General features: G+C 60.6%; 15 protein-coding genes and 1 pseudogene. 10 read left to right on the forward strand and 6 right to left on the reverse strand.

The window, feature by feature from the left end:
* Positions 1 to 117: 117 nt before the first annotated feature.
* Both ACLKOZ_RS19770 and ACLKOZ_RS19775 read left to right on the forward strand, forming a co-directional pair.
* The gene (locus ACLKOZ_RS19770; RefSeq protein ID WP_436477632.1) at positions 118 to 2640 is read left to right on the forward strand and encodes a membrane dipeptidase; all 2523 of its coding nucleotides are present in this window, start codon (positions 118 to 120) and stop codon (positions 2638 to 2640) included.
* A gap of 1159 nt (positions 2641 to 3799) precedes the next feature.
* Positions 3800 to 5950, forward strand: a complete 2151-nt coding sequence (locus tag ACLKOZ_RS19775) for a patatin-like phospholipase family protein (RefSeq protein ID WP_436477708.1) — start codon at positions 3800 to 3802, stop codon at positions 5948 to 5950.
* A gap of 1 nt (position 5951) precedes the next feature.
* On the opposite strand, the gene ACLKOZ_RS19780 is transcribed toward ACLKOZ_RS19775, so the two are convergent.
* On the reverse strand, positions 5952 to 6347 hold the full coding sequence (locus ACLKOZ_RS19780; protein ID WP_436477634.1) for a hypothetical protein: 396 nt from the start codon (positions 6345 to 6347) through the stop codon (positions 5952 to 5954).
* Positions 6348 to 6820: 473 nt separating this feature from the next.
* Positions 6821 to 8377, reverse strand: coding sequence for an amino acid permease (locus ACLKOZ_RS19785; protein ID WP_436477636.1), 1557 nt, complete (start codon positions 8375 to 8377; stop codon positions 6821 to 6823).
* 443 nt (positions 8378 to 8820) lie between these two features.
* On the opposite strand from ACLKOZ_RS19785, the gene ACLKOZ_RS19790 reads away from it, so the two are divergent.
* Entirely contained in the window at positions 8821 to 9177 is a 357-nt protein-coding gene (locus tag ACLKOZ_RS19790; RefSeq protein WP_436477638.1) for a hypothetical protein, read from the forward strand.
* Between the two features lie 7 nt (positions 9178 to 9184).
* On the opposite strand, the pseudogene ACLKOZ_RS19795 reads toward ACLKOZ_RS19790, so the two are convergent.
* Positions 9185 to 9631, reverse strand: a pseudogene (locus ACLKOZ_RS19795) (ATP-binding cassette domain-containing protein); the annotation flags it as partial.
* A gap of 412 nt (positions 9632 to 10043) precedes the next feature.
* Here ACLKOZ_RS19795 and ACLKOZ_RS19800 point away from each other — a divergent pair.
* From ACLKOZ_RS19800 to ACLKOZ_RS19810, 3 genes are all read left to right on the forward strand, one after another.
* Complete coding sequence (locus ACLKOZ_RS19800) at positions 10044 to 10496, forward strand: hypothetical protein (protein WP_436477639.1); 453 nt, start codon at positions 10044 to 10046, stop codon at positions 10494 to 10496.
* 17 nt (positions 10497 to 10513) lie between these two features.
* On the forward strand, positions 10514 to 10813 hold the full coding sequence (locus ACLKOZ_RS19805; protein ID WP_436477641.1) for a hypothetical protein: 300 nt from the start codon (positions 10514 to 10516) through the stop codon (positions 10811 to 10813).
* Between the two features lie 646 nt (positions 10814 to 11459).
* Complete coding sequence (locus ACLKOZ_RS19810) at positions 11460 to 13010, forward strand: SIR2 family NAD-dependent protein deacylase (protein ID WP_436477643.1); 1551 nt, start codon at positions 11460 to 11462, stop codon at positions 13008 to 13010.
* Between the two features lie 192 nt (positions 13011 to 13202).
* Here the strand turns inward: ACLKOZ_RS19810 and ACLKOZ_RS19815 are convergent, their stop codons facing one another.
* The 3 genes from ACLKOZ_RS19815 to dtd all read right to left on the reverse strand — a co-directional run bounded on the left by ACLKOZ_RS19815 (position 13203) and on the right by dtd (position 17597).
* Positions 13203 to 15245: an ABC transporter ATP-binding protein gene (locus ACLKOZ_RS19815; RefSeq protein ID WP_436477645.1), complete on the reverse strand. Its 2043-nt coding sequence runs from the start codon at positions 15243 to 15245 to the stop codon at positions 13203 to 13205.
* Positions 15242 to 16975 (reverse strand): ABC transporter ATP-binding protein, encoded by a 1734-nt coding sequence (locus ACLKOZ_RS19820; RefSeq protein WP_436477647.1) that lies wholly within the window; start codon positions 16973 to 16975, stop codon positions 15242 to 15244. Before ACLKOZ_RS19820 ends, ACLKOZ_RS19815 begins: the two co-directional genes overlap by 4 nt.
* A 169-nt stretch (positions 16976 to 17144) precedes the next feature.
* Complete coding sequence (gene dtd, locus ACLKOZ_RS19825; RefSeq protein WP_376047743.1) at positions 17145 to 17597, reverse strand: D-aminoacyl-tRNA deacylase; 453 nt, start codon at positions 17595 to 17597, stop codon at positions 17145 to 17147.
* A gap of 300 nt (positions 17598 to 17897) precedes the next feature.
* On the opposite strand from dtd, the gene ACLKOZ_RS19830 reads away from it, so the two are divergent.
* From ACLKOZ_RS19830 to ACLKOZ_RS19845, 4 genes are all read left to right on the forward strand, one after another.
* The gene (locus ACLKOZ_RS19830) at positions 17898 to 19949 is read left to right on the forward strand and encodes a hydantoinase/oxoprolinase family protein (RefSeq protein WP_436477649.1); all 2052 of its coding nucleotides are present in this window, start codon (positions 17898 to 17900) and stop codon (positions 19947 to 19949) included.
* Positions 19950 to 19959: 10 nt separating this feature from the next.
* Entirely contained in the window at positions 19960 to 21633 is a 1674-nt protein-coding gene (locus ACLKOZ_RS19835) for a hydantoinase B/oxoprolinase family protein (RefSeq protein ID WP_436477651.1), read from the forward strand.
* Between the two features lie 24 nt (positions 21634 to 21657).
* Positions 21658 to 22680 carry a sugar ABC transporter substrate-binding protein gene (locus ACLKOZ_RS19840; protein ID WP_376047748.1) on the forward strand — a complete coding sequence of 341 codons (1023 nt, stop codon included), beginning with the start codon at positions 21658 to 21660 and terminating at the stop codon, positions 22678 to 22680.
* Positions 22681 to 22775: 95 nt separating this feature from the next.
* Positions 22776 to 24302, forward strand: a complete 1527-nt coding sequence (locus tag ACLKOZ_RS19845) for a sugar ABC transporter ATP-binding protein (RefSeq protein ID WP_436477654.1) — start codon at positions 22776 to 22778, stop codon at positions 24300 to 24302.
* The last annotated feature ends 6 nt before the right edge of the window (positions 24303 to 24308 follow it).

The following is a 24308-nucleotide window of genomic DNA, read 5'->3' on the forward strand; positions in this document are numbered from 1 at the left end:
TCAGCCCGCTGGTTACGAAATTCCACCATCAGTGACTGATAACGCACGAGTAACGCCGTAGCGAGAACGTTGTTCCCATAGCAGCAGTGAAGACATTTGCTCCCTGAAGGGGTCCCCGTGGTACGAGGTTTCGCAGACATTCACAATCATCAGTTCGCCAACCTTGCCTTTGGTGGAAAGATGTTCTTCGGCCGCGCCTTCGGGGACTCCGAGGCTGTACTTCCCCATTGCGCATCGGTCCACGGCCCTGGAGGAGTAGGAGACGTTTTGGGGAACGTCTTTAGAACGGTAACCCTCAGAAGAGACCCGCTCAGTGCACTTGGCCATCTGGTCGGGGGGTATCCGGAGTTTGACGGTTGGCCTAGGTGGGACAGTCTGACCCACCAGAGTGTTTTTGAACCCTGGCTTCATAGGGCTGTCCAAGGGGGCCTGAGGCTCATGGTGATGCTGGCGGTCAACAACGAGTTCCTGACGTCGAAGGTGACTAAGGCGAAAGGTCGAACCGACGGCGATATGGAGGCCGTTGACCTCCAACTGCAGGAGGCAAGAGCCATGCAGGACTACGTGGACAGCAAACATGGAGGAGCTGGTCGCGGATGGTACCGAGTGGTGAGCACCCCCGAGGAGGCCCGAGCGACTATGAGCGAGGGCAAGCTGGCGGTTGTCCTAGGAATTGAGGTGGACTACCTTTTTGGCTGTCGAAAGGAGTCAGACCTCTCGTTGGCCCAGCTACGGGCCAAAATGGATCAGTATTACGAACTGGGCGTGCGCCATATTTTCCCTATTCACTTCAACAACAACGGCTTCGGGGGCGCCTCCTACGACAAAGTGGTGCAGTCGACACAATTCCAACGTGCCGTGTCAATTCCTTTCGCGCCTTATCCGCTCACTGTTGAACCTGCACGCCATCTGGGCTATCAGTACGGCGGGGGATGGCGCAACGTTCAGGGTCTGACTTCGCTGGGCAAAGATCTCATTAGAGAGGCCATCGCGCGCGGCATGATGGTCGAGATAGACCATATGTCTGCTCGCTCCAAGGAAGACACCTTTGCGATCTGTGAGAATTACAACTATCCATTAGTCTCCGGGCATACCGGATTCGTCGAAATATCAAAGGGCGACAAGAGGCACGAAGGAAACCTCTTACCGGCGGAAATCGAACGCCTTCGCAAACTCGGGGGAATGCTTTCGGTCATCATCCATCAGGGAGATGACGACGAAATCGAAACTTGGAGGGGCGGTGCGGACACAATCGAGCATACTTCTGAGGGAACATCCAACACCTTGCTGCAGGCATACAGGTATGCGGTATCAAAAATGCCAGGTATGCCTGTCGCCTTCGGGACTGACTTCAACGGGCTGGCTGGCTCCATAAAGCCACGCTGGGGGCGTGAAGCTGGTCGTATCCGACCAGGGGCCCGCCCTCCTGGCCCCGAAAGCATACTGGCTTATCCATTCGAGAATCCCCTTACCGGAGCAAAGATGGACAAGAGCAAAGTGGGAAAAAAGGAGTTCGACTTCAATACTGACGGACTAGCTCATGTAGGGATGTTGCCCGATTTGATTGCCGATTTCAAGAAGATGGGGTTGTCCGACCAGGAGATCGAACCCCTAATGAACTCAGCAGAAGGGTACGTTAATGTATGGGAAAAAGCCCACAAGCCGCGACCAATAAAACCCCAGTTCTGCCGTGTCGGGAGGTTCGCCGACTCCAGAGACAGCATCCTCGAGTGGGATCCCGAGAATCAGAACTACTGGCTCGGGACATTCGCCGGCAACGACCTAAAGTACAACCTCGTTGGCAACACTAAAGGGTTCGGGGGCAGCGAGAGCGTTTCTCGTTTCTGGACGGGCAATTTCACCGGGCTGGAGCGCACTCAGACATTACTCTGGTACCCGGGTGGCTCACACTACTGGCTTGGGCGGTACGACGAATTGACCGAACCCAAGTTCCGTTATTCCGACGCAGGAGACACCAAGAGATTCGGGGGAGCTGAGGGCGTCTCCCTGATCTGGACAGGAGACTTCACCGGGTCCGGGAAGACGCAGCTTCTGTTCTGGTATCCAGGCGATCGGAACTATTGGCTGGGCCGGTTTGACGAAGGTGCGGAGCCCAAAATCCACTACACACCTGCGGGAAACACCAACGGCTTCAACGGAGCTGAGGGCGTCTCCCTGATCTGGACTGGAGACTTCACCGGGTCCGGGAAGACGCAGCTTCTGTTCTGGTACCCGGGCGATCGGAACTATTGGCTGGGCCGGTTTGACGAAGGTGCGGAGCCCAAAATCCACTACACACCTGCGGGAAACACCAACGGCTTCCAAGGTGGTGAAAAGGTATCGAAGACTTGGTGCGCAGACTTCTCAGGAGGAGGTAAATCTGAGGTGTTGTTCTGGTATCCTGGCGATCAGAATTACTGGCTCGGACAGTTTCTCGGAGAAAAGATTGACTATAGTCTAGGACCGGCTGGCAATACCGCAGGCTTCGGCGGGGCCGAGAGTAGTTCCCTGTTTTGGATCGGGAAGTTTACGGACTCTCCGGGTACGGACCTGTTGTTCTGGCACCCCGGCGACCACGCATACTGGCGCGGTCAGTTCACCGGCAGGAGGATTAACTACATCCCCGCCGGAAGGTGGTAAGCGCGCATCGGTGATCATAGACTGAGGAACTTGGTGAGTGTAACTTCGTTCTAGTTAATCCGCGCCCGGTCCATTTCTTGCTCATCTGCGAAGGGCCGGTTATCCACCGCTACTCCTGCTTCCGGGAGCTAATCCAAGGGTTCCCAATATCCGGCCGTGGATAACCCGAATTGACCCCAACTGTGGACGGGCAGGAGCCACCCAGCGCAGTTTGTCCGATCCTCGCCAGGTTGACGGAATCACAATTATCGGAGTTTGACCCGCCGACTTCATGGTGTTCGCTCCCTACACTCCGTAAGTCGGAACTGCTCAATCAGCGCCCGGTTCGCTGCGGGGACATCTAGGAAGGTGGGGGCAATAGGCAGCTACTTCAAAGGCACCGCGACAAAAAGTCCGAAGATGGAACTTGCTGCCTTCTATTGACACCACGTCGCGGAGAAAAGAATCTAAAGCATCAGGGCTACTTGGTCCTTCGGGTTTGTCGAATGAGGATTTTCATACTGCCCCCGGGCATGCAGCCGTCCGCGGATCTCCGATCACGCAAGATGCGCGGACGTGGTATCTAATTATTTCGCGATCAAGGGTGTTGATCAGATTGGCTGTCGATCGAGGTCTGCAGGAACGGCTGCTGCGAGCTACTCCAGCCGAGGCGCTTCCGAGGTCTTGGCAAGCTTCGAGAAGCGGAGGAAGCTTCCGACTTCCAGCAGCGACAAGCAACGACGGTGCAATTGAGCATACGACCACCACCGCGCAGTTTGTCGGACAACTTCTGGATGTCGAGACAAAAGGCAACGACGTCCTTGTGAACTTCTTTGACACGCAGCCTTCATCTTCCCTTGAAGAATGGCAAGCATCGTTCCTCAACACAACGATCCACGGCGTGGTGACGCTTATTGAGGCCGGTGAGGACATCAGTTCTCGTCCCGAGGATCTTGTTCGCACAGCAGCGTCAGCGACACCGGCTGGTCAGGCGCTCCGCGCAAATTTCCCATTGCCGAAGACGTGGAGAAATCTACGGCCTATGGTTCCGGGACGTCCAGAGCCAGGCCCCGCACCTATGCCGCCGATTCCACCTGACCTCCTTGTGGCTGCACGGAAGTACTTAGTGGGATCGTGTGCGGCGGGCTTTATCCATGGACTCTCCGAATGGGGCAAGGCAATGAACGACGCCACCCCAACCTACTTGACGAGTGCAGCAATTACCGGCTTTGATCCCGCGGACGGTTGCAGCGGCCAACAGCTCACGATCCGTGGCAAGGGATTCGGAACCGGCACGGGTTACACAATTGCTTTCACCGACGAGCACAAGCGTGTTCATACCGCTAAGGGATCTGACATAGTTTCCTGGTCGGACTCGTCAATAGTGGTGACCATCCCTGCGGGTGCCCGCACTGGAGCTGTGGGTATTTTATCTGTGCCAAGTGCCCCCCGAGGGGCATCCGATGCATTCGTGGAATCGTCTCTGGCATGCTTCGGCCCAACCGTCGTGGCTCGCATGCAATCGAGGATCAAGTCCCTTTGGCCGGGCGCAAAAGCCCCGGCAGCGCAACCTGATGGAGCAAACATTTTTCGCGGTGGGCTCCCCGTGATCGAATTGCTTGACGTTTCACCGAAGCAGCTCGTCCCAGGGCAACAAATCACCATCAGGTGGAGGGTATCCGGAGCGGGTGTCGTTCGCATCGCCGTCCGAGCACTGGGAAGCGCCTCTAACGAGCTCCCGGACGTCAATGGCACGCTTTCGCCGACCGGAGGGGAAGTTACCCTGCCTGTGCCCGGAACTAGATCTTGGACCGCGCAGTATGTTCTTCAAGCCACCAACCATTGTGGAACTGAGGAGAGAAGCGTCGATGTCACGATGCTAGTGCGTAGCGGGATAGCGCTCGGAGGAGGTGGGACGCGTGGAGACTTCCAAGTTGGAGCGCTCCTCTATCTCTATGACGAGATTGGCTTTCGTCCTGATGCAATAGCAGCGACGTCGGTAGGGTCTATCAATGCTCTGGATCTCGCCATGGGGGATGATCATAGCCCCACTACCGTGAGTGCCGCCCGGCGTCTGGCAGGTATTTGGCTAACAAGAATGCGTACCGAGTCGGATATGTGGCGCGATGAACCATGGATGACTGAGCTCCGGAAAGTCGCTGGAAACATCGCGGAGTCTCTCGGACGGGATTGGGTTTTTGCTTCCCCGTACGCAGCCGGACAGCTTGGCTGGATCCGCGATCAAACCCTGCCAAAGATGACAGGAGGCTTATTCAACTTGAACCCCCTACGCTCACTGATCAATCAGCTCGTCTCCCCTCAGCGGGTCGCAGATAGCGGCATCGCCCTCAGGCTGCTCTCGGTCAGCCTCGAAACGGGCGAGATCATCATGGTAAACGAGAAGGGTTTTGTGCTGTCGAATACTGCACCTGTGCAGTCCGAGTCACCACGCCCAGACACGGACGTTCGAGACGGAGCCATCGCGTCAGCCTCCATGCCAGGCGTTTTCCCTCCCGTGCGTCTCGGGGATCACATGTGTGTCGATGGGGGGATCCGTCACGTCGTCCCAGTAGTCACTGCCGTCCGAGAGCTAGGATGCAGCAAGATTTATGCCATCCGGGTATCGGCGCCTGTGGCATTTCAACGCACCAACCCCGCTCGAACGGCTATGGATGTGTTACCCAGAAGCCTATTTGATATCGTGTTCGACGAAATTGCGGACAATGACATCGACCCTCCGAACGGCTGGGGAAACGGGATTGAGGTCACCTCAATCGAGGCAACAGTTAATTTGCACGATCCTATCGTTGTAGAGCCAGCCTTAATCCGGATCGGTATGGACTACGGCTGGATGAGAGCAGCGGATGTCATCAGTGTGCCGAGCCAAAGTAGGCAACATGCCTTTGACCTTTCTGACAGGATCACTCTGCTTCGTGGCCAGAACTGTCGACACATGCACGCTGTGGCAGGTGCGCGATGGGACGATCCCCATCGCAGCTTTGATTGGGCCGTTGCCGTGGGGCAGGCGACAAAACACACCAGCACGTCGATGCTGTCGGATCTAACGGCCGTCGAGCCACTTCGGCGCAATTGCCGCGAGATTTACTCCCTGCTCCAGCAGCGGCTAAGTATCGGTGCATCTGTTCCCTCGGAGGCTGAAAATTGGTACCAGAAATGGGAGTACAACAAATTCCCTTCACAGCCGCCGCCGGTGACCAGCCGTCCATCGGCATCACTGAGGAAGCCATGGTTACCGGTTTCCCCATGGGATGCCATCAGAAGTGGACAGAATTCGGTGCCAGCAGCGTCCCCACCACCGGCTCTTCCATAGTCTAGGATCGGTGGCAGCCCCTCACAGCCAGCAGGACAAGCTGCGATACAAGCGGCTCCGCGCGGCCGGCACCACAGATGAAGAAACGCTCTGCATCCTTGCCGTCTACGGCGTCAAAGTTTTCGACTTGGCGGATGAAAACCTCGTCGATTTGCTTAGTGTCTTGTCTCATGAGCTCATAATCACCAGCCGCTAGCCGGAATTGAGCATCGATTGGGCAATTACCAATCCCTGGAGAGAACCGGAAATCGTAGGTGAGAAGCACCTCATTATCCGTTTGGGTCACTGGTGTGACGGTTCCACCGAAAAGAATCAAGCAGGTACTACCATGCAGCAGTTCACCTCGCTGGATGGTAGGGATATTGCCGCCGACAAGAGTCAAGTAGATATCGCCCAAGCTACTGCTTGCACTGGGAGGCTCGGGAGCCGCCGGAGTGGAGGCGGTGGACGAACCATCGTAACGGAGCGCTGTCCTTCAGCATCCATTCACGTCAGACTGAGCTACACCCCAACCTGACGTCCAGAAGCCCGTGAAACACCGTCAGAATAGGGTCCAAAAAGCTGTTTTCCGCACGCCCTAGTGGACACTCCTTAGATCCCAATCTGACACTGGGCCGCGCAAACGGACGAGTATATTGCCTGAATTTGCCCGTCTTGGGATGCTCCATAGCGGAGGATCCTAGACCTCCCTGTGAAGCATGATGCCAATGGTCTCGAGTGTCACCTCAACGAAGACGGGAGCCGGATGCCGTGGGTGACGGTGGCCGGAGGGTTGCCAGTCGTGGGTCATTAACGGTCGACCGTCACTGACCTCGGGGAAGAGAGCGAAGCCGGGTGCTGTTCTCACCCGGCTTCCCTCTTTCGGCCCAGTTACTGGGCTGCGACCCTAGGTTCGTCCTCAACGTCCTTGGGTGCCGTGAGATCCATTTCGAGCAGCGGCACTACTTTGGACTTGGTGATGTAGCGGTGACCCAGCCATAGAACGATGAAGACCGGCAACCCGATGTAGGAGGAAAGCACCTCCACGGACCGGCCTGCAAGCACGGCCTCGTAATTCTGTCCCCCGATGACCAATATGAGCAGGGCGAAGGCCAGCAGTGGGCCGATGGGGAACAGGGATGCTTTGTACGGCAGGTCGCTGACTTTGTTTCCCTGGGCCAGGAAGCCGCGCCTGAAACGGTAGTGGGAGACCGCGATTCCCGCCCAGACAATGAAGCCGCATAGGCCCGACATGTTCAGCAGCCAGGAGTAGGCTGCACCCTGCCCGACGATCGCGGAGAGGAACCCGAAGAGTCCGACGGCCGCCGTCGCGAGCAGCGCCGCGATCGGCACACCACGCGCATTGGTTCGGCCGAAGATCTTCGGGGCCATGCCGTCGTGGGCCATGGCGTAAAGCATCCGGGTGGAGGCATATAGTCCGGAGTTGCCCGCGGACAGGATTGCAGTCAGGATCACGGCGTTCATCAAGGCCGCCGCGAAGGCGATTCCGGCACGATCGAAGACCAGGGTAAAGGGCGATGATGCGATATCGGACTCACCGGAGGCCAGCAGGCTCGGATCCGTGAACGGGATGAGGCAGCCGATGATGAAGATGGCGCCAATGTAGAAAAGCATGATGCGCCAGAAGACAGTGCGGATAGCCTTCGGCACCTCGCGGCGCGGGTTCTTCGCTTCGCCGGCGGCGACTCCTACGAGCTCGGTGCCCTGGAAGGAGAACCCGGCAACCATGAAGACCGAGATGATCGAGACCCAACCCCCGTGGAACACGTCTTCGCGGTTTTCCCAGTTGCTTAGTCCCGGAGAGTTATCCCCGAGGATGCCGAAAATCATCAGCACGCCGGCGATCAGGAAGAGCACCACTGCGCTGACCTTGATCAGCGAGAGCCAGAACTCCGATTCTCCAAAGGACTTGGCCGAGAGGGCATTGAGCCCGGTCAGCACCAGCAGGAAGATCCCGGCCCACACCCATCCCGGGACCCCCGGGAACCAGAAGTCCATGATGATTCCGGCCGCGACCAGCTCCGCGGCCACCGTGATGGCCCAGTTGAACCAGTAGTTCCAGCCGATCGCGAAACCAAAGGACGGGGAGACGAAACGCGTGGCAAAGGACTGGAACGAACCGGCAACCGGAATTTTGGCCGACATCTCGCCCAGTGACTGCATCAACAGAAACACCATCAGCCCGACCAACGCGTAGCCGGCCAACGCACCGCCGGGACCCGCCTGGGAAATGGTGCTGCCCGAGGCCACAAACAGCCCGGTACCGATCGCACCGCCGATGGCGATCATCTGCAGGTGGCGGTGGTTTAGCCCCCGCTTGAGTTCGTTGGTGGATTCGCCGGAAGCGTGAACTGCCCCTATCGCAAGGGAAGACGCCTCTGTTCCATCGGGCTTGGTTTCTGCGAGAGTTCCGTTCGATGGTGTCATGCAGCACCTCCCTTGGATATGGTTGCGGGCCGGGCCGGGTTCCCGGTGCCAATAGCGACTCGACCGGTGCAGGCGTCTGCGACTGCCGTGTCGAGCAGATAGGCCGCAATAGCCCGGTCACTTCGTTGTGTGTGGGAGCCAAGTCCCATGGTGCCTCCGAAAAGGTAGCTGCGGTGAATTTGGGCCTTCCGAAGCCTTCAGGCCGGAAGGACGGTGATCAAGCTAACACACGCAAAGGAAGCGTCATTTGGCGTGCCAAATGTTGCACGTCCGACGGGTCGAGTCCTTATTCATACGTGGTGGCAATCCAGTCTGAGCGTAAGAGTTGCTGATTTGAACTCCACCGGTGACTAAGCAGCTCTGATGATCTGCTATGAGCGCATCGGTAGGCGACGACAGCCAATGCCACTGGTGGCAGGAGTGGCAATCGGGATAATCATCAGATGACTGATTCGCTGGACCTGCATTCTTCGATCCTTGGTGAGGTTCGGAGGATTTTTGCTGATTCGGAACTCGCCCGGACCTTGAGGCCGGGTGATATCTCAGTGGTCGATGGCAACATTGTGGTTCTCTATGACGGCTTTCCCCATGATTCGAGGGGGCCGTTCGGAGCACAATTTCAGCTGCCGAAGGCCGAGGGCGATGAAATCTGGGATTCCTACTCGGATAAATACGGTGGCGTCCATGATTGGGCAGCGTATGGAGTTGTATTTCGAATTCTGGAAATCTACGAAACGTCCTTTGAGAAGATCCGTCCTGAAGGGCTCGAAGGGACTTGGTGGATCGAAGAGGTCGCATAGCTCTGCCGCGGTCCACATACGTCGCCCGCGCCGCCTCCAAAATTTCGGATTCAGTAGCCCCAGGCCGCCCGTAGGCGATGTTGTCCCGGATGGTCCCGCCGAACAGCCACGTATCCTGCAGCACCATCCCCAGCCGCGAGCGCAGCTCCCGCCGCGGCACCGAAGTGACATCCACGCCGTCGAGCGTTATCCGCCCCACATCCAGCTCATAGAACCGCATCATCAGGTTCACCAGCGTCGTCTTACCGCCCCCGGTCGGCCCCACAATCGCCACCGTCTGCCCCGGCTCCGCCACAAGAGACAAAGAAGAGATCAGCAGCTTATCCAGCGAGTACGAGAAGGACACATCCGAGAACACCAGCCGCCCCCGCCCCGCGCCATCAACAGAAACACCCGAAGAAGGATCAGCAGACTGCTCCTCCTCGTCCAGCAACGAGAACACCCGCCCCGCCGACGGGTTTTCCCTGAATCTCTTCCGTAAGTGTTTAAAAGTCGTAAGGTCTGAGGCACGACACAGTCGTAGCTCAGGGGGGCATCAATATGATGAGGAGCTTAACGTGCGACGACCACATATTTTTGCCTCAGCCCTGGCATCCCTCGCCTTGTTATCGGGGTGTCTCTCTATGGCCGCTCCGGCTTACGCGATTCAAATAGGCTCGGCCCAACAGATGGAAGATCGGCCGGTAAGCATTGACCCAAGCCGGGTCGTCCAGTTGTCCGGTCCACCTACAAACCAGATATCTGTTTCGGCAAAGTCCGGCTTTGTCTCTGAATCGTGCGTTTCGCAGGTCAAAGCGGTTGCCGCCAAATCGGGAACCAGCGCAACACAGTCCGCGAAGGATGCCGCGGAGTTGTGTTCAGCAACGGTGACGATCACGGAAACCGCGCCTGTTAGGGCAACTGTCGCGGAAGTCAAGGCCGAGGCCGTCAGGCAAGGTCTCAGCGAGGCTGAGACCGCATCTCTCGTTACTGCGACAGCGACGGGCTCCATCTGGACCCGTTTGTGGACCCACACATACTGGGGCGGCTCGCTTGTCGAAAAACACACCGGGCGGACCTACTGGAACGGCTCACACGCGTGGATTGCTTCAGCAACGGATCCTGGCTATCACGTGTGCCATTCCGAGGGCGGGGTCGCCGTCGGGTGGTCCGTTACGGTATTGAGCTGTACCGCCCCTGCCGCCGGGGTAGTTGCCGACGCGTATTACCGTTTTGATGCCAGCATCGCCTACCAGGGCAGCCCCATCACTCTTCAGGTGGGACTCCACTACCAGACTGACAGGCTTGGCGGCGTCACTGCGTGGCAAGTCGGCGGATAACCTGAAAGAGTAAAACCATGAGCGCACGCGTCCAAGCGGGCAGGGACCATGATGGCCGCCTGTATCAAAGAATCGACTGGATCTTCGCCTTGTTCGTGGTTCTTGAGTTCGTGGCGTTCCCACTCTTTCCGGGGTTGCCGCTTCTGGTTGCTGCTTCCTCCATGACGACGCGGATTCGCACGTCCAAGTGGAGGTCAGTGGTCTTGTGGACGCTCGGAAGCATCCTTACGTTGATCGTGGTGGCCCCGTTCGTGATCGGTTGGTTCCACCCAAGTTTTGTGGAGAACGGGCCAGCCGTCCGACTTGGAACATCCTGAGCGAACCAGAAGTGAATCGGTATGAAGCAGATCGAGGGGCTGATGCATTCAGCCCCTCGATCCCACTTGGGCCCTGTTGGTTGAGGGTGTGAGGGGCGGGCTAACAGCGCCGCCCACTTTTGAGCTCGTGCCATGGCCCCTAACTTCGACCAATGCAACAACCGACGGTCTAAAGGCTAAGGCAGAAATGGAAGTGCTTAAGGATCGGGTCCAGAAACGCCTTCCTGCACAGCCCTTGGCGCAGTCCTAGATCCAAATCTGACCCACGAACGGGCTATCGTTCTCAGTGCGGCAGTAGGTTCACTAGAACACGCAGCCTTAAGTCGCACTCTCTAAAGCCGATAATGACCCACTTATTTGTTAGCCAGCCTGGTCCCTGAGGGACAGTAGCTGATCGGAAACCGTCGAAATTGGTCCAATTACAGGCTCGTATTCAGCCACTCTTCGCCCTCTCATGACAGAGGCCAGGCTTTGATGCCTAGAAAGGTCACCCGATAGCGGGGCTTGATCCTATACATTGAAGCGAAACATCCGATGCTGACCGGAAGGCCAGTTCATTAAGTCCCGGAGAGCTGAATCGTTGTCCATTTCTTACATAGATCAAGTACCACCACCTCTACTCGAGCACCTGGTTGAGGGGCAGTGGTTGCCTCTCATCGGCGCCGGATTCTCCCGTAATGCGACGGTGGAGACAGGCGATCTACCGCCGGATTGGAAAAACCTTGGAAAGGCCCTCGCAGAACAGTTGCCCGATTTTGACGGTACTGTGGGGCCGCTAGAGGTGGTATCAGCTTATGAACACGCTTATGGACGGAACACCCTTGTAGAAAAGATCGGCCGAATTACCCGAATCTATGATGCTCGCCCCGGGAAATCCCACAAAGCATTCGCTGAGCTGGGCTTTGAAACGGTCATTACGACCAACTTCGACTTTCTTTTAGAACGTGGATATGAGGCGGCGGGGCGACCATGCATTCCCCTTATCGGCGAGTCGCAACTCGCCGGCTTGAGGCGATCGGCCGGGCCAAAGTTGTATAAGATTCACGGTGACGTACATCATCCCGAGCATCTCGTCATGACAGAGTCGGACTACGACCTGTTCCTCAGCCGTTGGCCTTTGCTGGCGACAGCAGTCACTTCGCTTTTTATCAGTCACACGCCGGTACTCATAGGGTATAGCTTCGACGACCCGGATACGCGTCAGTTAATGGCCTTGATAAAGGAACGACTGGGTGGGCTCAGTCGCCAACCTTGGTGCGTGCAAATTGCTGCGTCGCCTCAAGAAGTAGCCCGGTTCGAACGCCGCGGCGTGCGGGTCATCAATCTTCCTCGCCGACACGGCCTTTCATATGACGAGCAACTGCGCAGATTCTTCACTGAACTCGGGGAATACTGGCGCCCAAAACTACTTGAACGAAGCCAAAGTACCGACGAACGGGTCAAAGCGGACCTATTAGTTCCTGCTGAGAGCAGCGTCACCTGCTTTTTCGAAGTCCCGCTTAGCTCTGTTGCTTGGTACAAAGAGACCGTGTTTCCCGTGGTCGAGGAGGCCGGATTCGCACCGGTAGTGGCCAGCGATGTGCAGACCCCACCGGGGACCGACCTGACCAAAGAAGATGCACTAGCCATGCGCGCGACAATCCTGGTCGTGGACATCAGCAGCGAAGCTGGAACGCAGTACGCACTAGCTGCATTGAGAAGAAACAACCACAATGTGCTCCTCGTTAGAGGTGCGGCTGAGCGTGTCCCCGATGCCCTCACCAATCTCACGATTCTTGTCCGCGACGAAAAGAACGGGGAAGCATTTCATCAGTCATTCAGGAACTGGATCTACGAATTCCGGGACGAAGCCATGGAGTCACGGCGGAGCGAGGCAGAGAGACTTCTGGAACAGAACGATCCTGATGGCGCGCTCATATCTGCCGTCGCACTACTGGAAACCGAATTAAGCGGCAGACAGGACCGCGCGAAGATGGCAAGCATTCCACGGTCGAACCCGACGGCTTGGTTGACTGGCGCGATAGACGCAGGACTCGTGGACAAAGCCAAATATGGAGAACTAACGAATGCGGTAAGGGCGCGGAATGAGGCGGTCCATCGGAAATCTTCCATAAACCTGAAACAGGCAACCCGCTATGTCCAGGTCATCTTGGAAGTCGTCAGACAGTTGCCGCCAGAACCCCCAAGACAGAAATAAATTCACACCTGCTCGTGCAGCCGACAGCGCCACGCTGGCGATGGCACATGTCGCAAGGAATTTCGCCACGCACCGTGGCGATCGCAGCCCGGCAAGGCGGAGTCGCCTATGAGATGAGCGGGGCGGGATAATCCCCAACCACTGAACTAGAACCGCAATGATCCTCGACTGCTGCTGCCCAGCGAAGATGCCCTAAACCTCCGCCACAGGAGCCGCGAACTGCGCCTCGTACAGCCGCGCATACGCCCCGCCCGCAGCCAGCAACGAGGCGTGCGTGCCCTGCTCCACGATCTGGCCGGCCTCCATCACCAGGATGAGGTCGGCGTCGCGGATGGTGGACAGGCGGTGCGCGATCACAAAGGAAGTCCGGTCGCTCCTCAAAGCCCGCATAGCCTTCTGCACTAGCACCTCGGTCCGGGTATCCACCGAAGAAGTGGCCTCGTCCAGGATCAAAACAGAGGGCCGCGCCAGGAACGCCCGGGCGATCGTCAGTAGCTGCTTCTCCCCCGCGGACACGTTGGAGCCCTCGTCCTCCAGCACTGTGTCGTAACCATCAGGCAGCGACCGCACGAACCGGTCCACATACGTCGCCCGCGCGGCCTCCAAAATCTCGTCCTCGGTAGCAGAAGGCCGCCCGTACGCGATGTTGTCCCGGATGGTCCCGCCGAACAGCCACGTATCCTGCAGCACCATGCCCAGCCGCGAGCGCAGCTCACGCCGCGGCACAGAAGTGATGTCCACGCCGTCGAGCGTTATCCGCCCCGCATCCAGCTCGTAGAACCGCATCATCAGGTTCACCAGCGTAGTCTTCCCCGCACCGGTCGGGCCCACAATCGCCACCGTCTGCCCCGGCTCCGCCACCAAAGAAAGCGAGGAAATCAAAGGCTTATCCGGCGAGTACGAGAAGGACACATCCGAGAACACCAGCCGCCCCCGCCCCGCGCCATCAACAGAAACACCCGAAGAAGGATCAGCAGACTCCTCCTCCTCGTCCAATAACGAGAACACCCGCTCGGCGCTCGCCACCCCGGACTGCAGCAGGTTAGCCATGGACCCCAGCTGCGCCAGCGGCATGGTGAACTGCCGCGAGTACTGGATGAAGGCCTGCACATCGCCCAACTGCATTGCCCCGGACGCCACCTGCAAGCCGCCAACCACCGCGATCCCCACATACACCAGGTTCCCGATGAACGTCATCGCCGGCATGATCAACCCGGAAATGAACTGCGCCCCGAAACTCGCCTCGTACAGCTCCACGTTCTTCTGCCGGAACCGCTCCTCCACCTCGCGCTGCCGGCCGAAAACCTTCACCAGCGCATGCCCGGTGTACGTCTCCTCGATCTGCCCGTTCAGCTCGCCCGTGTTCTTCCACTGCGCCACAAACAGCTTCTGCGAGCGCTTGGCGATCAGCGCCGTGACCCCCAGCGTCAGCGGCACGGTCACCAGCGCGATCAGCGCCAGCGCGGGCGAGAGGATGAACATCATCACCAGCACCCCCACCACCGTCAGCACCGATGTGACCGCCTGGCTGATGGACTGCTGCAGGCTCTGGGAGATGTTGTCGACGTCGTTCGTCACCCGGCTCAGCAGCTCGCCGCGCTGGATCGAATCGAAATACCGCAGGGGCAGCCGATGGATCTTCGCCTCGATCTCCTCGCGCAGCCCGAACACCGTCCGCTGCACCACGCCGTTCAGCACATACGCCTGCACCCACATAAACGCCGACGCCAGCACGTACAGCACCAGCGCCCACAGCAGCACACTCGACAGCGCCTCGAAGTCGATCCCCGCCCCCGGCGTCAGCGCCATGGGCGTGAGCATGTCCGCCTTCTGGTTTTCCCCCGCGGCCCGCAACTGCGCGATCAGCTCCGCCTTGCTCACCCCGGCCGGCAACTCCCGCGACACCACCCCGGCGAAGATCAGGTTGGTGCCCTCGCCCAGCAGCCGCGGCCCGATCACCGAGAGCGCCACACTCGCGATCCCCGTCACCAGCACCAGCAGCAGCCACGCCCGCTCCGGCCGCAGCGTGCCCAGCAGCCGCTTGGCCGACGGCCCGAAGTTCATCGCCTTCTCCGCGGGCACGTTCATGCCCGCGAACGGACCGCCCTGGCCCGGTCCGCGGGCGGGACGCGGGATGCGTCCGACGCCGGCAGTCCCGGTTGGTGCGGCGGCTGCGGTTCCGCCGGTGGCGCCTGAGGGGGAAGCGCCCGACGGCGGCCGGTGCGGCGAGCTCATACCGTCTCCTCCGCTGCCAGCTGGGAGGAGACGATCTCGCGGTACGTCTCCGAGGTCTCCAGCAGCTCACTGTGCGTTCCGCGCCCCACGATCCTGCCGCCGTCGAGCACTAAAATCTGGTCCGCGTCCACGATGCTGGAGACCCGCTGGGCGATAATCACCAGCGTGGCGCCGGCGGTGCTGCGCTTGAGCGCCTGCCGCAGCCGGGCGTCGGTGCCGGTGTCCAAGGACGAGAACGAGTCGTCAAAGATGTACAGCTCGGGACGCTTCACCAGGGCCCGGGCGATGGCCAACCGCTGCCGCTGCCCGCCGGAGACGTTGGTGCCGCCCTGGGAGATGGGCGCGTCCAGCCCGCCCTCCATCTCTTCCACGAAGTCGCGGGCCTGCGCGATCTCCAGCGCGGACCAGAGCTCGTCCTCGGTGGCGTCCGGCTTGCCATATTGCAAGTTGCTGCGGACGGTGCCGGTGAACAGGTAGGGCCGCTGCGGCACCAGGCCGATATGCCCCCAGAGCAAATCCGGATGCAGCTCGCGGACGTCCACGCCGTCGATCCGCACCGCGCCGGTAGTGGCGTCGAACAGCCGCGGCATGAGGTTCACCAGGGTGGTCTTGCCCGCGCCCGTGCTGCCGATAATCGCCGTCGTCTGCCCTGCTTTGGCGGTGAAGCTGATCCCGGAGAGAACGGGCTGGTCGGCACCCGGGTAAGCGAATCCGGCGTCGACCATTTCCAGCTCGCCGCGGCGCACCGCGCTGCTGACGGGCTTCTTCGGCGGCCGGACACTGGATTCGGTGCCCAAGACCTCGCCGATCCGATCCGCGGACACTGCGGCGCGCGGGATCATCACCGCCATGAACGTGGCCATCATGACGGACATCAGGATCTGCATCAGGTAGCTCAGGAACGCGATCAGGGTGCCCACCTGCATGGAGCCGTCCTCGATCCGGAACGAACCGAACCAGATCACCGCCACGGACGAGACATTCAGCACCAGCATGACCACGGGGAACGCGAGTGCCATCAGCCGGCCGGCACGCAGCGCGGTGTCCGTGACGTCGTCGTTCGCCTGCGCGAAGCGGGCGGTTTCGATGTCCTCGCGGACGAACGCGCGCACCACCCGGATGCCGGTGAGCTGCTCGCGGAGCACCCGGTTCACGGTGTCGATCCGCTTCTGCATCTTCCGGAACAACGGCACCATCCGGATGATGATCAGCCCCACGCCGATCATCAGGGCCGGCACCGCGACGGCGATCAGCCAGGACAGCTGCACGTCCTGACGCACCGCCATAATCACCCCGCCGATGGCGAGCATGGGCGCGGCCACCATCATGGTGGCACCCATCAGCACCAACTGCTGTACCTGCTGGACGTCGTTGGTGGACCGGGTGATCAGGCTGGGCGCGCCGAACTTGGTGACTTCCTGCTCGGAGAACTCTCCCACGCGTTTGAAGATGGCGGCGCGCAGGTCCCTGCCTGTGCCCATGGCGGCCTTCGCGCCGAAATAAACGGCAATCACGGCGCAGATGATCTGCAGAAGCGTGATCCCCAGCATCAGGGCGCCCAGGCTGAGGATGACGCCGGTATCCCCCTTGGCCACGCCTTCGTCGATGATGTCCGCGTTCAGGGTGGGCAGGTACAGGGACGCAATGGACTGCGCCAGCTGGAAAACCACGACGGCGACCAGCAGCTGCCGGTGCGGCCGCAGGTATTCAACAAGCAGTTTCCAGAGCATGGCGGCTCCAAAGGTTTCTGTCCTGGCGGAGTCAGATGAGAGGTGGTGCGAACGTCAGTTTACGTCTGGTTGCTGGGGATGATCCGTGCCTGTGGAGGAGAAGTTGAGCGGGTTCTCGGACAGCGTATTCACCGACCTCAAGGCCGCGGTGCCCAGAACTTCCGGATGGTCAGCCGCGGCGGGGAGCTGAAAAATCGGCGGTGTCGAGGCTGATCGTAAACGGTCCGTCATTGACCAGGGACACTTGCATCATGGCCCCGAACCGCCCGGTGGACACCTCCGCCCCAAGGCCGCGCAGGGAAGCAACCAGGTGTTCAATCAAGGGCTCGCCGGTGTTCGCAGGCGCCGCGTCCGACCAGGAGGGGCGCCTTCCCCGCCGTGTGTCCGCGTACAGCGTGAACTGGCTGACCACCAGCAGGGGCCCGTTCTGGTCGGCACACGACCTCTCACCCTCAAGGATCCGCAGGGTCCATATCTTGGCGGCGAGGGCCGCCGCATCGTCCAAGGTGTCCGTGTGGGTAGCGCCGGCCAGGACAACGAGTCCCGGGCGGTCAATGGACCCCACCGTTTCGCCGTCGACGGTGACCTCGGCTCGGGTGACCCGCTGAAGGATGGCTCGCACGCATCAACCCTAACGGAGTCCGTCAGCGGGTTACGCGCGGGTCAGTCCTGCCGCCCCCGCAGCGGCAGGACAAGGCTAAGAGCGCCGCTATGAACGCGTCAAGCACCCAAACAAGAAAGCCACTCCCCAATTTCTCGGGTGCCAAGATCCCCTGCTGAATGGGCTTTCCATGGGCCTCCTTAGGCAGGGAGCCCTATCTCCGTGCCCCAGATTGTGCATGATGCACCGCGTTCCGGAAGGCCCCCTGTCTAACGTGATTTTCCACACACCAAGTTCCACCAGAACCATAAGGAGATACACATGCCGAACTACAGGGTGTCGATGGATATCGGCGGAACGTTCACGGACATCGTGGCGTATGACCAGAGCGCAGGGACCTACGAGGCGACGAAAGCATCCACCACGCCGGGCAACCTGAGCGCCGGCGTCATCGCCGGCCTCGAATCGATTGTTACCGACCTTTCCGATATCGAATTCCTGGTGCATGGAACCACCCAAGGCCTTAACGCTTTCCTTGAGCGTCGCGGCGTTCCAGTACTGTTGCTGGCCACTGCAGGCGTGGAGGACTCCTACCACATCGCCCGCGGCCCCCGCCTGGAGCTTTACAACGCCCAGTACCGCAAGCCGGCTCCCCTGATCGAGCGGAAGGACGTCATCGGCGTCGGCGGACGCCTCGACGGTCAGGGCCACGAGATCCGGCCGCTTGACGAAGTGGCCGTCCGCCAAGCAGCCCGCCGGGCACAGGATGAGGGATACGGCGCCGTTGCCGTTGCATTCCTCTTCAGCTACAAGAACCCGGCCCATGAACTTCGTGCCCGTGAAATCCTGCTTGAAGAACTGGGCGAGGATTTCACCGTTTCGCTTTCACATGAAGCAGCCAAGGAGTGGCGCGAATACGAGCGCACCTCCTCCGCGGTGGTTGAGGCCTACACGGGTCCCGTGGTCCGCAATTATCTTTTGGACCTGGAAGAGAAGCTCGCGGACCGCGGCGTGGAGGCCCCGCTGCACATCATGCAGTCCTCCGGCGGCGTGCTCACCGCAGAGTCCGCCCGCAAGCGTCCCCTTCAGACGCTGCTGTCCGGGCCGGTCGGCGGCGCAATGGGCGACGTCGAACTGGCTGGCGTGTCCGGCAACCGCAACCTCATCGGTGTTGACATGGGCGGGACCTCCTTTGACGTCTCCCTCGTTGTCGACGGAAAACCCGACGTGTCCACCGAAGCCCACCTTGAGGGCCTGCCGATGCTCATGAGCGTCGTCAACATCCATACTGTGGGAGCCGGCGGCGGCTCTGTTGCATGGCTCGAAGCCGGGGGTCTCCGGGTGGGACCCCGGTCCGCCGGTGCCACCCCCGGGCCAGCCTGCTACGGCCGCGGCGGCACCGAGCCCACCGTCACCGACGCCAACCTGGTGCTCGGCCGCGTGGACCCCGACTGGTTCGCAGGCGGACAAGTGGCCCTGGACCGGGAAGCGGCCATCACGGCCCTGAAGACAGTGGGAGACGAGCTCGGCCTGGACCCGATCGCCATAGCCGAAGGCATCTGCGACGTAGCCAACTCCCAGATGGCCCAGGCCATCAGGACCATCACCATCTCCCGGGGCATCGAACCTCGCGACTTTGCCCTCGTCGCGTTCGGCGGCGCAGGGCCCATGCACGCGGTCTTCCTCGCCAAGGAACTCGGGATCCCGGAAACCGTGGTTCCCCGTTTCCCCGGCGCGTTTTCGGCGTGGGGCATGCTGCAGACGAACATCCGCAAGGACTTCTCCGAACCGTACTTCTTCCTCGACGAAGACATCGACGTGGCTGACATGGCCGGTGTCCTGCGAAGGATGGAAGTGGAGGGCCTGACGTCCCTGGTTTCCGAAGGCGTCCCTGAGGAAAGCCGCCAAACAACCGCTTCCGTGGACGTGCGCTACCAGTCCCAGGAATTCTCACTGAACGTCCCCCTCACGTCCGCCGACGAACCCGAGTCAGAGGGCTTCGTCGCCGACCTGGCGGTCCGCTTCTCCGCGATGTACCACGAGCGCTACGGGCACTCCAACCTGGGCGCCCCCATCGAGATCGTCGCACTGCGGACCCAGGCGGTAGGCGACCTGGGCCGGCTGGAGGCACCGCTCTTCGCAACAGCGCAGAGCCCCGAGTTCAAGCACGAAATGCGCCGGGTGGTCTTTGACCACGTGGAACACGAGACCACCGTGGTGCGCCGCGACGACCTGGCCGCCGGGCACACCTTTGAAGGTCCCGCCATCATCGTGGAGCAGACCGCCACCACCGTGGTGCCGCCCGGGTTCAACGTCACGGTCGACGAGTTCGGCTCCCTGGTCATCCGCACTGAAGACGCAGAAGGAAATTGAGGTACCACTAATGACAATCACTGCAGTCAAAACCCTGGATCCCGTAACCGTGGAAATCATCCGCAACGCGCTCACCAGCGCCGCCGACGATATGAACGCCACCCTGATCCGCTCCGCCTACTCACCCATCCTCTACGAGGGCGGTGACTGTGTGGTGGCGCTGCTGGACACCGAACACCGCGTACTCGGACAGTCCGCCGGGCTCCCGCTGTTCCTCGGCAACCTGGAAACGTGCTCCATTGCTGTGGAGGAGCTGTACGGACGCGAGGTCTGGCAGGAAGGGGACGTGTGGATCCTTAACGACTCCTACCTCGGCGGAACGCACCTTAACGATGTCACCATCTTCGCGCCGATTTTCGACGACGGCTCGGTGGTTGGCTTCGCCGCCACCCGCGCGCACTGGATGGACATGGGGTCCAAGGATGTGGGCGGCTCGATGGATGCCACGGACATCTTCCAGGAAGGCTTCCGTATGGGGCCGGTCAAGCTCATGGAAGCCGGCATTGAAACCTCCGTGGTGGACCTGATCCGCACCAACGTCCGCTTCCCCTACCAGACCATCGGCGACATGCACGCGATGATCGCCGCACTCCGGATGGGAACCACCCGGATGAAGGAGCTGGTGGGCCGGTACGGCATGGAGCAGCTCGATGCCGCACGCGATGAGATCTTCCGCCAGACGGAGGAGATTGAGCGCGAGACCGTCCGCAACATCCCCGACGGCGTGTACGAAGCCGAAGGCGTCCTGGACAACGACGGCATCAACCTGGACACCCCCATCCCGATCAGGCTGAAGATCACCGTCGCCGGCGACACTGTCGACTTCGACGTCACCGGCTCCGCCGACCAGGCCATGGGCCCGGTCAACTGCGGCGCAGCCCAAGCCGTCTCGGCCCTGCGCGTGGGGTACAAGCTCCTGGTCAGCCCGGACTCCAACTCCAACGGCGGATCCTTCCGCCCCATGACCACCCAGGTGCGTTCCGGCTCAGTGCTGGGCGCCGTGGCACCGGCACCATGCCAGTGGTACTTCTCGCATCTCGGGCTGCTGATCGATTTGGTCTCCAAGGCAATGGCACCCGCCATGCCTGAACGGGTGGCAAGCGCCAGCCATGGTGACTCAATGATCATTACTGCCGCCGGCTTCGATCCCCGCTTCGGCCGGAACTTCGTCAGCATGGAAGCCACCCTTGGCGGGTGGGGCGCCTGGCAGGGAACCGACGGCGAATCCGCCATGATCAACAACGTCAACGGGTCCCTCAAGGACCTGCCCATCGAAATGATGGAAACCCGTTACCCGCTGCGGATCAACGAGTACTCCATCCGCCCGAACTCCGGTGGCCCCGGGCAGTGGCGGGGCGGCAACGGAGTTGTCCGTGAATACGAGTTCCTCGCCGACTGCGTCGTGGGGCTGTGGTTCGAAAGGTCCAAGACGCCCGCCTGGGGCCTCTTCGGTGGTTCTGACGCCCAGGGCCCGGAAGTGGTGATCAATCCCGGCCGCCACGACGAGGTCCGGACGCTGAAGGCCAACGCACGGAAAATCAAGGCCGGCGACGTCGTCCGCCTGGCCGTCGGGGGCGGCGGCGGGTTCGGAGATGTCTCCAAGCGCTCCCGCGAAGACATTGAGTACGACATCGTCAACGGTTTCATCACCGAGGACTTCGCCAAGACCCACTACGGCTACTAAACGCCGCGACAGAAAGGATTAACTGTGAAAATCACCAAGCGTCCAGCCGCAGCGATGGCCCTCATGAGCCTCGCCCTGCTGACCTCAGCATGCACCCCGCCCGCCCAAAGCAGCACCACAGAAGCAGTGGCTGCCGGTGCAGACCAGAAACTCAACGTTGGATTCTTCGGTTTTGCCAAATCCAACGGCTTTGCCCAGGGCACGTACCTCGGCGTGGAGCAGGCGGCCAAAGCCAACAACGCCAGCGCCACCTTTGTGGACTCCAATTTCAGTGCCCAGACCCAGGTCCAGCAGATCCAGGATGCTGTCACTTCCAAGCAGTTCGAGGTGATCGTGATCCAGGCCAATGACAACCAGGCCCTCATCGCACCTTTGACGCAGGCCGTACAGGCGGGCATCACGGTGGTTGTCGAATTCTCGGTCATCGGGCCCAAGTTCGACACCATCGAGGCGCAGGTCCCTGGTGCCATCAGCATCGTGGACCTGCCCACCCGCAACGGCAAGGTGCTCGGCGAGATGGGCAAGCAAGCCTGCGCCACGGTGCCGGGCGACACGTGCAAGGTGGCCTACCTCGAAGGCTTCAAGGCCATGCCCCTGGATAACGCCCGGACCGATGCCGTGAAGACGGAACTGGCCACCGATCCGAAAATCAAGCTCGTGGCCAGCGTCGAAGGCGGGTACACCCAGGACACCGGCCGCCAGGCATTCCAAAACGTCTCACAGGCGAACCCTGATGTTGACGTGGTGATTGGCGCATCCCAGGCCATCACCGGCGCCGCCGCAGCCGCCGGGAACAGTGACATCAAGTTCATCGGCAACGGTGCATCCGTTTCCAATGTGGAAGCGGTCCGGTCCGGTAAATGGTTCTCCATCTACGTCAGCGACGTCGTAGCCAACGGCGCCAAGGCCACCGAACTGGGGCTCGCCAAGGCGCGGGGCAAGCAAGTGGAAACTGCCATCGACGAAGCCAGCCTGGCCCCCAACAACAGCAAGGGCACCAAAGAGGCACTCGATGCCCTGAACTACGTCTCAAAGTACTCGGACTAGTCCAGCCACCTCCCGGGGGCAACCCGGGGCCGGAGCCTGACCGCTTCGGCCCCGGGGATCCGGCCCTCAACTCCCTTCCATCTCCAGAGGTCAACATGGCGATACAACAGTTGGAAAAACGCGAGCATGCCAGCCGGAGGACCGCACCGGAGATCACCGTCTCCGGAATCGGCAAACGCTACGGTGCAACCACGGTGCTGAATGACGTCACACTGTCGGTAACCCCCGGGGAAATCCACGGCATCATGGGGGAAAACGGCGCAGGAAAGAGCACCCTGCTCAAAATCCTGGGCGGTGCCATCATGGCGGACTCCGGCACCATGGAATTGGACGGAAACCCGGTCAGGATCACAACCCCACGGGACGCCATCTCCCATGGGATTTCCCTCATCTCCCAGGAATTGGCACTGATCCCCAACCTGTCGGTGCTGGAGAACGTCTTCCTGGGCCGCTGGGCCCACAGTGGAAGCCTCCTCCTCCCCAACAAGGACGGTGACCATTTCGCCCGGCTGTTGGAAGAGACCGGTTTTGACCTGGACCCCCGGGCAACCGTGGGGAATCTGCCTATCGGCCAACAGCAGCAGGTGGAAATCCTGAAAGCCCTTGCCCGCGGGGCGAAGGTGCTGTGCATGGACGAACCCACCGCGGTCCTCAACGAGGCCGAGAAGGAAAAACTCCTGCAGGTTATCAAAAGGCTGGCCTCCACCGGGACCACCGTCCTCATCGTCTCCCATTACCTGGAGGAAGTCCTGGACTTGGTGGACCGGGTGACCATTCTGCGCGACGGACAGCACATCGTCACCGAAGACGCTGCCGGCCATACGCCGGAGTCGCTCGTGCGGCTGATGGTTGGCCGGGACGTCGATTTCCTCCTCCCCGAAGTGCCGCAGGTTCACTCCCAAGCTGAGACGGTTCTTCGGGTTGCCGGATTGACCAGCACCAAGGTTAGCGACATATCTCTTGAGGTCCGTCGCGGAGAGATCCTGGGCATCGCCGGGCTCGTGGGCAGCGGCCGCAGCGAAACCCTGCTCGCCATTTTCGGCGCAGACCGGACCACCGGCGGCCACGTCGAGATCAACGGCCACCGCCTCCGCGCCTCCTCCATCAGGGACGCCATCAAAGCAGGTATCGCGCTCATTCCGGAGTCGCGGAAAGAACAGGGACTGGTCATGTCCCGGCCAGCCTCAGAGAATATTGCCCTCTCAACCCTGTCCGGCCGGTCATGGGCCGGCTTCGTCAGTGCACGGCGGGAAAGGGCGGCCGTCAAGGACGTCAGCAAGTCAGTTGACCTGCGCGGCGCCCGCCCGGGACAGCCTATTGCCAACCTTTCCGGCGGGAACCAGCAGAAGGCGCTTTTCGCCAAATGGCTGTTGGATCCTCCGGCAGTGCTGTTGGTGGATGAACCCACCCGGGGAGTGGACATCGCAGCCAAGGCCCGGATCCACAGCATCATCGTTGAACTGGCTGCTAAGGGTACAGCAGTCATCGTGGTCAGCTCCGAGCTCGAGGAAGTGCTCGGCCTGTCCCACCGTATCCATGTCATGAGGCACGGGCGCATTGTTGCCGAGTTCGACCGAAACGCCTCCCGCGACGAAGTCATGACTTCCGCTTTCCTGAAATAGGTGAAT

The organism is Arthrobacter sp. R4 (assembly GCF_051365025.1).
In the GTDB taxonomy this organism is placed as follows: Bacteria; Actinomycetota; Actinomycetes; order Actinomycetales; family Micrococcaceae; genus Arthrobacter.